The sequence below is a fragment of the Nocardia sp. NPDC059177 genome, assembly GCF_042755165.1.
Taxonomy (GTDB): domain Bacteria; phylum Actinomycetota; class Actinomycetes; order Mycobacteriales; family Mycobacteriaceae; genus Nocardia.
In genome coordinates this window covers 564,259-577,944 of record NZ_JBHZBX010000001.1, presented here as the reverse complement: position 1 = coordinate 577,944, position 13,686 = coordinate 564,259, and the positions used below count along the sequence as shown (strand labels likewise).

General features: G+C 71.0%; 12 protein-coding genes. 5 read left to right on the top strand and 7 right to left on the bottom strand.

Features of this window, described 5'->3' with window-relative positions:
- The first annotated feature begins 77 nt into the window (after window positions 1–77).
- The gene (locus ACFXK0_RS02665; protein ID WP_379407927.1) at window positions 78–1,652 is read left to right on the top strand and encodes a carboxylesterase/lipase family protein; all 1,575 of its coding nucleotides are present in this window, start codon (window positions 78–80) and stop codon (window positions 1,650–1,652) included.
- Here ACFXK0_RS02665 and ACFXK0_RS02660 read toward each other — a convergent pair.
- Together ACFXK0_RS02660 and ACFXK0_RS02655 are read right to left on the bottom strand one after the other, a co-directional pair.
- Window positions 1,645–2,997 (bottom strand): ATP-binding protein, encoded by a 1,353-nt coding sequence (locus ACFXK0_RS02660; RefSeq protein ID WP_379407926.1) that lies wholly within the window; start codon window positions 2,995–2,997, stop codon window positions 1,645–1,647. The two genes, ACFXK0_RS02665 and ACFXK0_RS02660, sit on opposite strands and share 8 nt — an antisense overlap.
- Window positions 2,994–3,656 (bottom strand): response regulator transcription factor, encoded by a 663-nt coding sequence (locus ACFXK0_RS02655; RefSeq protein ID WP_379407924.1) that lies wholly within the window; start codon window positions 3,654–3,656, stop codon window positions 2,994–2,996. Before ACFXK0_RS02655 ends, ACFXK0_RS02660 begins: the two co-directional genes overlap by 4 nt.
- 74 nt (window positions 3,657–3,730) lie before the next feature.
- On the opposite strand from ACFXK0_RS02655, the gene ACFXK0_RS02650 reads away from it, so the two are divergent.
- Window positions 3,731–4,648 carry an endonuclease/exonuclease/phosphatase family protein gene (locus ACFXK0_RS02650; RefSeq protein WP_379407922.1) on the top strand — a complete coding sequence of 306 codons (918 nt, stop codon included), beginning with the start codon at window positions 3,731–3,733 and terminating at the stop codon, window positions 4,646–4,648.
- 6 nt (window positions 4,649–4,654) lie between these two features.
- On the opposite strand, the gene ACFXK0_RS02645 is transcribed toward ACFXK0_RS02650, so the two are convergent.
- From ACFXK0_RS02645 to rfbD, 3 genes are read right to left on the bottom strand one after another with little or no spacing between them, the layout of a single operon-like run.
- Window positions 4,655–5,734 (bottom strand): sugar phosphate nucleotidyltransferase, encoded by a 1,080-nt coding sequence (locus ACFXK0_RS02645; RefSeq protein ID WP_379407921.1) that lies wholly within the window; start codon window positions 5,732–5,734, stop codon window positions 4,655–4,657.
- A gap of 35 nt (window positions 5,735–5,769) precedes the next feature.
- Window positions 5,770–6,675, bottom strand: a complete 906-nt coding sequence (locus ACFXK0_RS02640; protein ID WP_379407919.1) for a glycosyltransferase family 2 protein — start codon at window positions 6,673–6,675, stop codon at window positions 5,770–5,772.
- 11 nt (window positions 6,676–6,686) lie between these two features.
- Window positions 6,687–7,544 (bottom strand): dTDP-4-dehydrorhamnose reductase, encoded by an 858-nt coding sequence (rfbD, locus tag ACFXK0_RS02635; RefSeq protein WP_379407917.1) that lies wholly within the window; start codon window positions 7,542–7,544, stop codon window positions 6,687–6,689.
- A 158-nt stretch (window positions 7,545–7,702) separates the two neighbouring features.
- Here rfbD and ACFXK0_RS02630 point away from each other — a divergent pair, with 158 nt between their 5' ends.
- The 3 genes from ACFXK0_RS02630 to ACFXK0_RS02620 all read left to right on the top strand — a co-directional run bounded on the left by ACFXK0_RS02630 (window position 7,703) and on the right by ACFXK0_RS02620 (window position 11,315).
- A complete protein-coding gene (locus ACFXK0_RS02630) occupies window positions 7,703–9,151 on the top strand; it encodes an LCP family protein (protein ID WP_379408072.1) in 1,449 nt (482 codons plus the stop codon).
- A 3-nt stretch (window positions 9,152–9,154) separates the two neighbouring features.
- Window positions 9,155–9,868, top strand: coding sequence for a TIGR03089 family protein (locus ACFXK0_RS02625; protein ID WP_379407916.1), 714 nt, complete (start codon window positions 9,155–9,157; stop codon window positions 9,866–9,868).
- A gap of 118 nt (window positions 9,869–9,986) precedes the next feature.
- On the top strand, window positions 9,987–11,315 hold the full coding sequence (locus tag ACFXK0_RS02620) for a cytochrome P450 (protein WP_379407915.1): 1,329 nt from the start codon (window positions 9,987–9,989) through the stop codon (window positions 11,313–11,315).
- 48 nt (window positions 11,316–11,363) lie between these two features.
- Here ACFXK0_RS02620 and ACFXK0_RS02615 read toward each other — a convergent pair whose 3' ends face one another.
- Both ACFXK0_RS02615 and ACFXK0_RS02610 read right to left on the bottom strand, forming a co-directional pair.
- A complete protein-coding gene (locus tag ACFXK0_RS02615; protein ID WP_379407914.1) occupies window positions 11,364–12,062 on the bottom strand; it encodes a response regulator in 699 nt (232 codons plus the stop codon).
- Window positions 12,059–13,612, bottom strand: coding sequence for an ATP-binding protein (locus tag ACFXK0_RS02610; protein WP_379407913.1), 1,554 nt, complete (start codon window positions 13,610–13,612; stop codon window positions 12,059–12,061). The genes ACFXK0_RS02615 and ACFXK0_RS02610 overlap by 4 nt, the downstream gene beginning before the upstream one ends.
- Between the last annotated feature and the right edge of the window lie 74 nt (window positions 13,613–13,686).

Here is a 13,686-nt window from a genome sequence, read left to right as displayed (position 1 = left end):
GTGAGTCACCAGGTGCTGCGACCTGCGGGAGCAAATACACAGGTACCCGCGTGGTCGCGCCGGCGAGGAGGTGTGCGATGAGCATTCAGCCCGATATCGAGCCCGAGGTCCAGTCCAGGGAGTCCGACCCGGTGGCGCGCACCCAGTACGGCACGGTCGGTGGCAGCTGGGACGGCCCGGTCGCGGTGTGGCGCAGCATCCCCTACGCCGCGCCGGCCACCGGAGCGCACCGTTTCGCGAGGCCCCGTGCGCCGCAGCCCTGGGATGGCGTGCGCGACTGTGTGGTCTCCGGTGACATCGCGCCGCAGGCCATGGGCGCGATGGTGCCCGTCGACTCGGATCTGCAGATGGGCGAGGACTGCCTGTGGCTCAATGTCTGGTCGCCGCGGCCCGATCCGGACGCCGAACCGCGCCCGGTCATGGTGTGGCTGCACGGCGGCGCCTACTGCCTGGGCACCGCCGCGCAGACCATCTACGACGGCCGCAAACTCGCCGAGGCGGGCGAGGTGGTGGTGGTCTCGGTCAACTACCGGCTCGGCGTCTTCGGGTTCCTGGACCTGTCGTCGTTCGGTGACCGGTTCACCGCCAATCTGGGCCTGCACGACCAGCTCGCCGCACTGGCTTGGGTTCGCGACAATATCGCCGCGTTCGGCGGTGATCCGGGCAATGTGACGGTCTTCGGCGAATCCTCCGGCGCGGGCTGCGTGACCGCCCTGCTCACCGCGCCCGCCGCGGCCGGCCTGTTCCACAAGGCCATCGCGCAGAGCCCGCCCGCGACCACGGTGTTCGGGCAGGAGCGGGCCGCGCTGGTCGCCCAGCGGTATCTGGAACTGCTCGAACTCGGTCCCGGCGACGTCGACCGGCTGCTGGAACTGCCGGTCGAGCGGCTCGTCGAGATCGGTGCCGTGCTGCTGGACGAGGTACCGATCAAGGAACCGGGCAGGCTCGCCGCCGCGCCGGTCGTCGACGGTGAGCTGCTGCCCGGCTATCCGATCGACCGCTTCCAGCAGGGACGCTCGCACCGGGTGCCGCTGCTGATCGGGACCAATCGCGACGAAGCCTCGCTGTTCCGGGTGCTGCGCTCGCCGATCATGCCGGTGACACCCGACGCGGTGAACGCGATGCTGCGCGATGTCGCGGCCTCGCATCCGGAGCTGGGACCCGAGCGGATCGCCGAGATCACCTCCGCCTACCCGGATCTCACGAAAACCCGGGGCGCGCTGGCAATGTCGACCGACGCGGCCTTCCGGATGCCTGCCGCCTGGGTGGCCGAGGCGCACGCCCAGCACTCACCGACTTGGATGTACCGCTTCGACTACGCCACGCCGATGCTCAAGGCGGCCCGCGTCGGCGCCGGGCACGCCACCGAACTGCCGTACGTCTTCGGCAATTTCGGCACCCTCAACCACGACCCGACCTTCTGGCTCGGCGGGCGCAAGGCCTCGGTCGCGGTGTCGGGACGGATGCAGCGGCGCTGGCTCGCCTTCGCCGAACACGGCGTGCCCGCCGCCCTGGACGGCTCCAAGCACTGGCCGCACTACCGCCCCGCCGACCGGACCACCCTGCTCATCGACACCATCGACCGCGTCGTCGACAACCCCGACGCCGACCTGCACTCGGCCTGGGGCGATCAGGCGGTCGGCTTCAGCTGAGGTCGGGGAACGCGAGAAAGAACTCCGCGCCGTCACCGGGCACGGAGTCGACGCCGACGCGCGCGCCGTGCAGCTCGGCGACCTGGGCGACGATCGCCAGACCCAGTCCGTGGCCCGGAGTCGTGCGCGCGGTGGGGGAGCGGTAGAAGCGGTCGAAGACGTGCGGCGCGTCGGCGGCGGGGATGCCCGGTCCGGCGTCGCGGACGGTGAGCCTGCGGTCGGTCAGCCGCACGCGCACCGGCTCGCCGGATGGGCTGAACTTGGCGGCATTGTCGAGCAGGTTGGTGACGGCTCGCGACAGGCGTGCCGCGGCGCCGCGCACGGTGGTCGGCTCGAGCTGGGTCCGGAAATCGACGGTGGGCCAATGTCTGCCGGCGGTGGACAGGCATTCCTCGACGAGGGTGTCCAGGCGCAGGTCCTCGAGGGTCTCCCGCTGGGCGGCCGGGTCGTCGGCGCGGGCGAGGTCAATCAGGTCGGTGACCAGGCCGGACAGTTCTTCGGCCTGCACGCGGAGCGCGGCCGTCGTCTCGGAGGCGGGCTCGGTCCGGCGCAGGAGGTCGATGTTCATGCGCAGCGCGGTCAGCGGGGTGCGTAGTTCGTGGGAGGTGTCGGCGATCAACCGCCGCTGGGCCGCGCGCGCGTCGCGTTCGGCGGTGAGGGCCGCGTCGAGCTCATCGAGCATCGTATTGACGGTGGCGCCGAGCCGGGCGACCTCGTCGGCGCCGGAGACGGCGATGTGCTGCTGCGGATCCCTGGTGCGCGCCACCCGCTCGGCGGCCTCGGTCAGCGTGACGACCGGCGCGAGCGCGCGCCGGGCCAGGATCAGCCCGAGTCCCGCCGCCAGCAGCGTGCCCGCGGCCGCGGCGGCGAGCAGGGCGATACCGACTCGCCGCAGCCCGGTGTCGACCGTCTCCGAACGTTGCGCCACCTGGACCGCGCTGCCCGGGGCCAGGGCGGTGGTGTACATGCGCATGCGGTGGCCGTCGAGGGTGATATCGGTGAAGAATGCCGGCGCCGTCCCCGCCGCCACCGCCTGCGTTCCGGCGTCGACGGGCAGCGTGAATCCCGGCTCGCCCGCGGATTCGATGGTGCCGTCCGCGGCCACCACCTGCACACAGCTGGGCGCGGTCAGGTACTGACACGAGTCCGGCATGGCCGCCACCGACGGCTCCACCGGATATTGCCGCACGATGCGGGTGGCCTGGCGCCGCAGCCCCAGATCCACCGCACTGTCGAGTTCGTGCCCGACCACCACATAGGCCGCGACCCCCATCCCGGCCAGCGCGACCGTCATGGCGAGCACGAAGAACACGGCGATGCGGCCGCGCAGGCCCAGCCGCCTCATCCGCCACCGAGCCGGTAGCCGACACCGCGCACGGTGTGGATGAGCGTCGGCTCACCCTCGGCTTCCACCTTGCGGCGCAGGTAGCGGATGTAGACCTCGAGCGAATTGGAGGACTGCCTGCCCCAGACGCGGTCGATGAGCGTTTCGCGGGCCAGCGTCTGCCCGGCATTGCGCAACAGCACCTCGAGCAGCGCGAATTCGGTGCGGCTGAGGTCGATGTCGCGGGTTCCCCGGCGCAGCGTATGCGCGGCGGTATCCATGACCAGGTCGCCCGCGGACAGCACCGCGTCGTCCTCGGGATAGGTGCGGCGGACCAGAGCGCGTACCCGGGCGAGCAGTTCGTCCAGGTCGAAGGGTTTGACGAGATAGTCGTCGGCCCCCGCGTCGAGACCGGCGATCCGGTCGGCCACCGCGTCCCGGGCGGTCAGCATGAGAATCGGGGTCCGGTCGCCGCGCGCCCGCAGGGTCCGGCAGGTGCTCAGCCCGTCGGTGAAGGGCATCGCCACATCGAGCACCACCACCTCCGGCAGCCATCGGGCGATCGTCTCCAGCGCGGCGCCGCCGTCGGTGGCCGAGCGCGTCTGGTATCCCTCGGCGGTCAGCGCCCGGACCAGTGCGTCCCGCACCGCGGCTTCGTCGTCGACCACCAGTACCCGCACGTTCCGGATCATACGGCGCGCGTACCTGCGCTTTTCTCATCCAGCTCTCATCCGCGCCGACCAGCGTGAGCATCATGAGAACGAGACGATCACCGCGCACCCTGGCCTTCGCCGGTGTGGCAGCGCTGTGCACCGCCGCGCTGCTCGGGTACGGCGTCGTGCCCGGAGGCCTCGGCGTCGTGCTGGCCATCGCCGCGCCATGGCTCGGCATCCCGGTCGCGCTACTGGCGCTGGTCGCCCTGGTGTGCCGCTGCCCGGGCGGGGTGGCCGCCCTGGTGATTCCGCTGCTGGCCTGGGCGCAGCTGTTCGGAGCGTGGGTGGCGCCCGCGGTCCGCGCGGCACCCGAGCCGGGACAGATCCGGGTGGTCACCCAGAACCTGTTCGCCGCCAACGGTTCCCCCGCCGCCACCGCGCACGCCCTCGCCGCCACCGGCGCCGACCTGATCGGCGTGCAGGAACTCACCGGCGAGAGCCGCGACGAGGTACGCCGCGTACTCGACGCGGCCTACCCGCATCGCACCGAGGTGGGCACCGTCGCGCTGTGGAGCAGATACCCGATCACCGGCACGAGCGTCGCCGACGTCGGCCTGGACTGGGATCGCGGGCTGCGCGCCCAGGTGCGGATACCGGACGGTGAGCTGGCGGTCTATGTCGTGCACCTGCCCTCGATCCGCCCGTGGGACACCGGCACCCGCGACCGGGGACTGAGCACGCTGTCCCGGCAACTGGACGCGGACCCGGCCGCGCGGGTGATCGTGGCCGGTGACTTCAACACCGCGAGCACCGACCGGAACTGGCCCGGCTTCGCCCCCGGCTACCAGCGCACCCTCGACATCGCCGCCCCCGGCGCGAACTTCACCTGGCCCGCCGCGCTCCCGCTGACCCGCCTCGACCACATCCTGGTGCGTGGCTTCGCGGTCGGCACCGCGTCGGTGCTGCGCCTGCCCGGCCCCGACCACCGCGCCGTCGCGGCGCGGCTCACTCCGGTCTGAGGCCGGCTACACGTCGGTCGAGAAGCGGATGCCGCCGTCGGGGATCTCCACACCCGGCCACACCCGGGCCCCGCGCAGCAGTTCGCAGCGCGCGCCGACATTGGCGCCGTCACCGATGACGCCGTCGCGCACCAGCGCGCGCGGACCGATCCGGGCACCGAAGCCGACGATCGAGCGTTCGACCGTCGCGCCCGCCTCCACGACCGCGCCGTCGAAGATCACCGCGCCGTCCAGCCGCGCACCGGCACCGATCTCGGCACCGCGTCCGACCACCGTGCCGCCGATCAGCAGCGCGCCCGGCGCGACACCCGCACCGGGATGCACCAGCGACTCGCCCCGCTGGCCCGGCAGCGCGGGCGAGGGCGCGATGCCGCGCACCAGGTCGGCCGAACCGCGCACGAAGTCCTCCGGGGTGCCCATATCGCGCCAGTAGGAGGCGTCGACATGGCCCTGCACCCGCGCGCCCTCGGCCAGCAGCGCGGGGAAGACCTCGCGCTCGACCGAGACCGGGCGACCGGTCGGGATCTTCTCGATGTACTCGCGGCGGAACACATAGCAACCCGCGTTGATCTGGTCGGTCGGCGGATCCTGGGTCTTCTCCAGGAACGCGGTGACCCGCCCGTCGGCATCGGTCGGCACACAGCCGAAGGCACGCGGGTCGCTGACCCGGACCAGATGCAGGGTGACATCGGCGTTGGACTTCTCGTGGGTGTCGAGGATCGCACCCAGGTCGGTACCGCCGAGCACGTCACCGTTGAACACCATCACATTGTCCGCGCGCAGCTTGGGCAGCACATTGCGGATACCGCCGCCGGTACCGAGGGGCTCGGTCTCGGTGACGTACTCGAGCTCGAGCCCGAGCTCGGCGCCGTCACCGAAGTGCTCCTCGAACACCTCGGCCTTGAACGAGGTGCCCAGCACCACATGGGTGATCCCGGCCTCGGCGATGCGGGCCAGCAGGTGGGTCAGGAAGGGCAGCCCGGCCGTCGGCAGCATCGGCTTGGGCGCCGAGAGGGTGAGCGGACGCAGCCGCGTGCCCTGTCCGCCGACGAGGATGACCGCGTCGGTGCCTGCATTGCCTGCCATCGAGTTTCCCCTGTTCACAGTGGACCGACCCCTACTCAGGAGTTGGTTCGCGCTTTCTCGCGCAGCGCCGATCGAACCGCAATCCTGGAGCGAACCGCAAGTCCGGCGCGCAGCGCGCCCCGCAACGGCGCCTGCCACCAGTGCGGATGCCGGTCGGCCTGGAAGCGGTAGGCGCTCGCGTGGTGGGCGGGCAGCATCAGTTCCGGGTGCTTGCCCGCGGCGTGACCCTTGGCGTGGGTCACCTCGGCGTCGGGGACGAACACATTGTGCCAGCCCGCCTTGCCCATGCGGTCACCGAAGTCCACATCCTCCATGTACATGAAGTAGCGGGAGTCGAAACCGTCGATGGTGTCGAAGGCGGCCCGGCGCACCAGCAGGCACGAGCCCGACAGCCAGCCAACGATCCGCTCGGAGACCTGCTCGTTCTCCTGGCGGTAGCGCACCGACCAGGGGTTCTTCGGCCAGATGCTGCCCAGCACGGCATGGCCCGCGCCGTCGGCGAGGCCGGGGACGCGCCGCGCCGACGGGTAGATGCTGCCGTCGGGCTCGCGGACCATCGGCCCGATCGCGCCCGCGCGGGGCCAGCGCTGGGCCGCCGCGAGCATCTTGTCGATGGAATCGACGCCCCAGCGGATGTCCGGGTTGGCCAGGATCACGAATTCGATCGAGGGGTCGATCTCGGCGACGGCGCGGTTGATGGCGCCGCCGTAGCCGATATTGCCGCCGGTGGGCAGCAGTCGCACGTGCGCGTTGGCCTCGGCGACGAGCTCGGGCACACCGTCGGTGGACCCGTTGTCGGCCAGGATCACCTGCGGCTTCTCGCTGGTGGCGTCGGCCAGGGTGGTGATGAAGTGCTCGAGGTGCTCGCCCGGCGAATAGGTCACCGTGACGACCGCGAGGCTCGCGGGGGCTGGAGAATCGGCTGCGTCGGCTGCGTTCACGACTGCGGAGCCTAGCCGGACAAGCGGCCGAGTGCGTCGGTGAGTGCGGGCCGCCAGGACCGCAGCGGGGTGAGCCCGGCCGCGTTCCAGGCGGCCGGGGAGAGCACCGAATAGGAAGGGCGCGGCGTGCGACTGGGGAAGGAACTGGAGTCGCACGGCAGCACCCTGGCCGGGTCGGCGCCGAGCTCGGTGAACACCGCGACGGCCAGGTCGAACCAGGTCGCGGCGCCGGAATTGGTGGCGTGCAGCACCCGCGGAGCATCCGGGCGGGTGCTCAGTTCCAGCAGCGCGGCGGCCAGATCGGCGGCGCTGGTGGGGGAGCCGAGCTGGTCGTTCACCACGGTGACGGTGTCGCGTTCGCGTTCGAGGCGGCGCATGGTCGCGACGAAATCCCCCTCGACACCGGAGTACACCCAGGCTGTGCGCACCACCTGCGCGCCCGGGTGCGCGGCGAGCACAGCCTGTTCGCCCGCCAGCTTCGACGCGCCGTAGACGGTGGCCGGACCGGTCGGGTCGCCGGGTTCGTAGGGCGTGCGCGCGGTGCCGGGGAAGACGTAATCGGTGGAGACGTGGATCAGTCGCGCGCCGGCCGCCGCACAGGCCGTGGCCAGCACGGCGGGGCCGGTCGCGTTGGCGGCGAAGGCGGCGTCGCGGTCGGTCTCGGCGGCATCGACGGCGGTGTAGGCCGCGCAGTTCAGCACCACCGCACCGGGAGTCAGCACGGCATCGACGGCGGCCCGGTCGGTGATGTCGAGTTCGCTGCGTCCCAAACCCACCGACTCGGGGGCGAGTCGCAGTATTTCTCGACCCAGCAGACCACCTGCGCCCGTTACGATCAGGCGAGCGGGGGCGGGGAAATCGGCGTTCACGCGGCCAGTCTGGCACGCCGGGGCACCCGAAGTCCGGCTCGACTGTGGTAACTGTTGGTTAGCTTCACTTCTGAGGATGGTGCGGAACCGGGCGCGGAGTTCGTCGAGAGGATGCACGAGTGCGAGAGTCGACACGGTCACCGGCGGTCAGCACGCCCATGGGTACGGTCGGTCCGGCGAAGCTCATGGTGGCGATCTCGGCGGTGCTGGTGCTGGCGCTCACCGGATTCGCTTGGCGCAGTGTCGACAACCTGATCGCCAATATCGACCGGATCGGTGATCTCGGCCTGGGTGGTGGACGCGACGGCGCGGTCGACATCCTGCTCGTCGGCGTCGACAGCCGCACCGACGCGCACGGCAATCCGCTCACCACCGCCGAACGCAACATGCTGCACGCCGGTGACGAAGTCGGCACCAATACCGACACCATCGTGCTGGTCCGGGTGCCCAACGACGGCCGCTCGGCCACCGCCATCTCCATCCCGCGCGACTCCTATGTCGACGTGCCGGGCCAGGGCAAGGCCAAGATCAACTCCGCCTACGGCGCCACCAAAGAGACCGAACGCGCGAAACTGCTGGACAAGGGCAGTTCCCAGGCCGAGGCCGAACGTGCGTCGACCAAAGCGGGCAGGCAGGCGCTGATCAAGTCGGTCGCCACCCTCACCGGGATCACCGTCGACCACTACGCCGAGGTCAGCCTGCTCGGCTTCGTGCTGCTCACCGATGCCGTCGGCGGCGTCGAGGTGTGCCTGAACGAGGCGGTGGACGAACCGCTGTCGGGCGCGGACTTCCCCGCGGGGCAGCAGCGCCTCGACGGGCAGCAGGCGCTGAGCTTCGTGCGCCAGCGCCACGGGCTCCAGCGCGGCGACATCGACCGGATCGTGCGCCAGCAGGTGTTCATGGCCCAGCTCGTCGGGCAGTTGCTCAACGCCAGGATCCTGGCCAACCCGGGCAAACTCAGCGATATCAGCGAGGCGGTCGGGCGCACCGTCGTGCTCGACGAGGACTGGGACGTGCTGGCGTTCCTGCAGCAGCTCAAGGATCTCTCCGGCGGCGAGGTGGAATTCGACACGATCCCGGTCGCCGATCTCAACAGCATGACCTCGGCCGGTGAATCGGTGGTGCGGGTCGAGCCCAAGACCGTGCAGGCCTATGTGAGCGGGCTGGTCGGCGAGGAGGACGACGAGCCCGCCGAGCAGGCGCCGAAGCTCGACCCGTCGACGGTCACCGTCGACGTGTACAACGCAGGCGGCAGCGCCGGACTGGCGGGCAAGGTGTCCACGGCCCTGGTGGGCAAGGGTTTCGGCGCGGGCACCGTGGCCAACTACACCGGTGGCAGCGTGAGCTCGAGCCGCGTGCTCGCCGCCGACTCCGGCGACCCGAAGGCCGCCGCGGTGGCCGAGGCACTCGGTGGTCTCACCGTCGTCGCGGATTCGTCACTGTCGGCGGATACGGTGAGCGTTGTCCTGGCGAGCGACTATTCTGGTCCGGGCTCGACCGCGGCGGGCATGTTCGATTTCGACTCCTCGTCCTCGGCGACCGCGACGCCGGTACCGCCCGCCCCGCCGATCGACGCAGGCCAGAACGGACCGAAATGTGTGAATTGATCAATGCGTGAGCCGAATTCGACGCTGACCGACGCCCTTCTCGACCCGATCCTCGAACGCGAACCCGCCGGACCCCGGGTCACCTGGTACGACGACGCGACCGGCGCCCGGATCGAACTGTCCGGGCTGACGCTGGCCAACTGGGCGGCCAAGACCGCCAACCTGATCCGCGACGAGTTCGCGCTCAGCCCCGGCGCCCGGGTCGCGGTGCTGCTGCCCGCGCACTGGCAGACCGCCGCGGTGCTGCTCGGGTGCTGGTGGGCAGGCACCGAGGTGGTACTCACCCCCGACCCCGACGCCGATCTCGCGCTGGTCACCCCCGACCGGCTCGACGACGCCGACGGTGTCGGCGAGGTGGCGGTGCTGTCACTGGACGCGATGGGCACCCCCGTGCGTGAGCTGCCGGTGGGTGTCACCGATTTCGCGACCGCGGTGCGCGTGCACGGAGATCAGTTCCTGCCCGGCGGTTTCCGGGCGGCCCTGGACGGGCTCTCGGTCGGCGAGGTGCTCGACGCGGCCCGGAAATCGGCGCAGCTGCAGGGGATCTCCGCCGGTGACCGGGTGCTGTCGAGTACGCCGTGGGAATCGGTGGCCGAACTGATCGACGGGTACATCGCGGTATTGACCGCCGGTGCGTCGCTGGTGCAGGTCGTCAATCCCGATCCGGGCGCGGTGGAGCATCGGGTCGCCACCGAGCGGGTGACCGTCCGGCGCTGAGCGCGGCGTCTCCTACCGCGGTAGGAGACCGTCGTCCGTCCCGGGCACGTGTCGCGTGTCACAGCCGGTCCGTACTGTGGAAGTGGACCTTCGGCAGAGCGGCACAAAGGGGTGGCGAATGATTCCGCGGTACTGGATGCGCTGGGCGGGCGAACACGGAACACCACGGGCGGTGCTGCGCTGGCAGGTCCGGCGCCGCGATCCGTTCGCCGTCCTGCTCAACGGGCAGCAGGGCCTGCACGATCCGTATCCGCTGATCGATCAGCTGCGCGGGCCGGGCGGACTGCAGAAGACCTCGCTGGCCTACGTGTCCTTCGACCACGCGCTGGTGCGCTCGATCCTGCGCGACAGCCGCTTCGGCGTGCGCCCCGCCATCGGCGACGAACTACCCGTCCCGGTGCGGATGGCCGCCGAGCGGGTGCCGGTGCCGCCCAACCCGGTCGAACCGCCGTCGATGCTGGTGCTCGATCCACCCGAGCACACCAGGATGCGCAAACCGGTGGCCTCGGCGTTCACCCCGCGCGCCATCGGCCGGTTGCGTGATCGGGTCGAGGTGGTCACCACCGAACTGCTCGACGCGATGCCGTCGAACGGATCAGTGGACCTGATCACCGATTTCGCCGCCCGGGTCCCGATCGCGATCATCGCCGAGATGCTCGGCTTCCCCGCCGCCGACCGCGAACTGTTCCTGGAGTGGGGCGACAAGGTGACCCCGCTGCTAGACATCGGCACCCCGTGGAAGTCCTTCAAGGCCGCGATGGCGGCCATCGAGGTGATGGACGACTACCTGGCCGCCCACATCGAGAAGCTGCGCCGCGAACCCGGCGAGGACATCCTGTCCACCCTGGTGCGCTCGGGCGATCTGAGCCTGCCCGAACTGCAGGCCAGCGCGAGTCTGCTGATGGGCGCCGGTTTCGAGACCACGGTCAACCTGATCGGCAATGCCGTCGCCGCGCTCTCGGCCCACCCCGACCAGCTCGCCATCGCCCAGGCCGATCCCGACCGCTGGGCCGACGTGGTGGAGGAGACCCTGCGCTTCGACCCACCGGTGCAGACCACCGCCCGCCAGGTTCTGGAGCCACTCGAACTCGACGGCGTGCGGCTACGCGCGGGCGCGACGATCATCGTGTCGCTGGCCGGCGCCAACCGTGATCCCGACGTCTTCCCCGACCCGCATCGCTTCGACATCTCCCGCCCGAACGCCAAGGACCACGTGGCCTTCAGCAGCGGCGTGCACGCCTGCCTCGGCGCGAGCCTGGCCCGCATGGAAGCCGAGTACGCCCTGCGCGCGCTCTACACCCGCTTCCCCGACCTGCGCCTGCGCGGGACGCCGGTGCGGCGAAAGCTGTTCACACTGCACGGCTACGAACACATGCCGGTCGACCTGGGCCCGGTCACACGCACCAGCGCCCCCGACGACCTCGCCGACTCCGCCCAACCGGCCTGACGCGGACTCGGGGGTGGCTCGTAGCTCGGCGGTGAAGTGCGCGCGGAACTACGCGCCGGCGCGCCAGCGGTAGCGGGTCTTCGGGCGGCCCGCGCGGCCGTAGTCGGCGCGGCGCTCGGCCAGGCCGTCGTCGGCGAGTTTCTCCAGGTAGCGCCACGCGGTGATGCGGGAGACGCCGACAACCGCGGCCGCGTCGGTGGCGGTGATCCCGGACTCGGCCGAGCGCACCGCCCGCGACACCTCCTCGAGGGTGTGCTGCACCACGCCTTTGGGCGCGCCCGCGCGCTGATCGGCGGTGCGCAGGGCGCCGAGCGCGCGGTCGATGTCGTACTGCGACAGCGCGGCCTCGCCGGCGGGGAGCGCGGTGTCGAAATCGCGGTAGCGCTCGAGCTTCTCGCGGAAGGCGGCGAAGGTGAACGGCTTGAGCAGATACAGCACGACGCCGTGCGCCACCGCGTTGCGCACCATGGTGAGCTCGCGCGCGGAGGTGATCGCGATGACATCCGGTCGCGGTTCCAGGCTGTTGAGCGCGGCGGCGACCTCGAGTCCGCTGATATCGGGCAGCCCGATGTCCATGAGCACCAGGTGGAACGGCTTGCCGTCGGCGATGGCCTCGGCGGCCAGGGTCAGCGCGTCGTGGCCGGTGTGGGCGACCCCGCCGGTGACGAAACCGTCGAGGCGTTCCAGATAGGCCCGGTGGGCCTGGGCGATCAACGGCTCGTCCTCGACGATCAGGACGCGGATCATGGGGTCTCCCTCAGCGGAATCTCGACGATGACCGCGCTGTGTGGTGCGGCCGTGGTGGTGATGGCGCCGCCGTGCCGATCGACGAGGCGGTGCACCAGCGCCAGGCCGAGCCCGGCATGGTCGGACTTCGTGGTGTAGCCGCGTTCGGCGGCGCGCACGAACATCTGGGCGGACATGCCGGGTCCGCTGTCGGCGACCTGGACGACGAGGTCACCGTCGCGGTGACAGACCGACACCTCGACGCGCTTGTCCACGGTCCCCGCGGCGGCGTCGATGGCGTTGTCGACCAGGTTGCCGACCAGGGTGACGGTCTCCTGGGCCGAGAGCGGATCGGTGGAGTCCAGCGCGGTGTCCTCGCTGATGGCCAGGCTCACCCCGCGCTCGGCGGCCTGGTCGACCTTGCCCAGCAACAGCGCGGCCAGGGCGGCATCGCCGACGGCGGCCAGCAGCCGGTCGATCAGTACCTGCGAGAGCTGAAGTTCGGCGGTGGCGAAGGCGACGGCCTCCTCGGGCCGGCCCAGCTCCACCATCGTGACCACGGTGTGCAGCCGGTTGGCCGCCTCGTGCGCCTGCGCGCGCAGCGACTCGGCGAAGCCGCGCACCGAATCGAGCTCGCCGAGCACCGCACGCAGTTCGGTCTGGTCCCGGATGGTGAGCACGGTGCCGATGGCCTTGCCCTCCCAGGTGACGACGTCCTGGTTGACCAGCAGCACCCGGTCGGTGGTCACGTGCGTCTCGTCGCGCACCACGCCCCAGCGCATCTGCCGCAGCGAGGTCGGCAGGTCGCTGCGGTGCACCGGCCCGTCGGGCAGGTCGAGCAGGGTGCGGGCCTGGTCGTTGACCACCTCGGCCGGGCCGAGGATCTCCCCGAACACCACCAGCCCCTCGTGCACGGAGTGCAGTACCGCGTCGTGGTGTTCGTAGAGCGAGCGCAGCTCGTCGGGCGCCAGTCCGTGGGTCTGGCGGCGCAACCGGCGGCTGAGCAGGAACGAGGAGAACGCCGCCAGCGCCAGCCCGGCCGCCGACACCCCGAGGATCACCGGGATCTGCGAGGTGACCTGGGTGCCGATCCGGGCCCGGGTGACCCCGGCCGAGACCAGTGCGACCACCCGGCCGTTGTCCATCACCGGGGTGACCGCGCGAATCGAGGGCCCGAGCGTTCCGGTGTAGGTCTCGGTGAATGTTTGCCCGGCCAGTGCCTTGTCGATGCTGCCGATGAACTGCTTGCCGATCATCTCGGGGGTGGTGTGGGTGAAGCGGGTGCGGTCCGGGGCCATCACCACGATGAAGTCCATGCCGGTGTCGGCGCGGATGCGCTCGGTGGTCGGTTGCAGCAGCCCGCTCGGGTAGGGCGAGTTCACCGCGGCCAGTGTGGACGGTGCTCGCGCCACCGTCACCGCCACGTCTCTGACCTGCAATTCGGTGGCCACATCGTGGTCGTGGCGGGCATCGAGCACCGCCAGCACCGCTCCGGTGCCGATCATCAGCGCCAGCACCACCAGCTGCCAGACGAAGGCCTGCCCAGCGAGCGACAGCCGTCCTCGTCGCATCGTGCGTCCGACCTCGTTCCTCGACATACTCGAAACGCGACCTTACCCACTGGTACTGCATCGCGACGCTCCGT

Coding starts and splice junctions, on each gene's coding strand:
- ACFXK0_RS02665 (WP_379407927.1), top strand. CDS start 78: ATGAGCATTCAGCCCGATATCGAGCCCGAGGTCCAGTCCAGGGAGTCC.
- ACFXK0_RS02660 (WP_379407926.1), bottom strand. CDS start 2,997: ATGAGGCGGCTGGGCCTGCGCGGCCGCATCGCCGTGTTCTTCGTGCTC.
- ACFXK0_RS02650 (WP_379407922.1), top strand. CDS start 3,731: ATGAGAACGAGACGATCACCGCGCACCCTGGCCTTCGCCGGTGTGGCA.
- ACFXK0_RS02645 (WP_379407921.1), bottom strand. CDS start 5,734: ATGGCAGGCAATGCAGGCACCGACGCGGTCATCCTCGTCGGCGGACAG.
- ACFXK0_RS02630 (WP_379408072.1), top strand. CDS start 7,703: ATGGGTACGGTCGGTCCGGCGAAGCTCATGGTGGCGATCTCGGCGGTG.
- ACFXK0_RS02625 (WP_379407916.1), top strand. CDS start 9,155: ATGCGTGAGCCGAATTCGACGCTGACCGACGCCCTTCTCGACCCGATC.
- ACFXK0_RS02620 (WP_379407915.1), top strand. CDS start 9,987: ATGATTCCGCGGTACTGGATGCGCTGGGCGGGCGAACACGGAACACCA.
- ACFXK0_RS02615 (WP_379407914.1), bottom strand. CDS start 12,062: ATGATCCGCGTCCTGATCGTCGAGGACGAGCCGTTGATCGCCCAGGCC.
- ACFXK0_RS02610 (WP_379407913.1), bottom strand. CDS start 13,612: ATGCGACGAGGACGGCTGTCGCTCGCTGGGCAGGCCTTCGTCTGGCAG.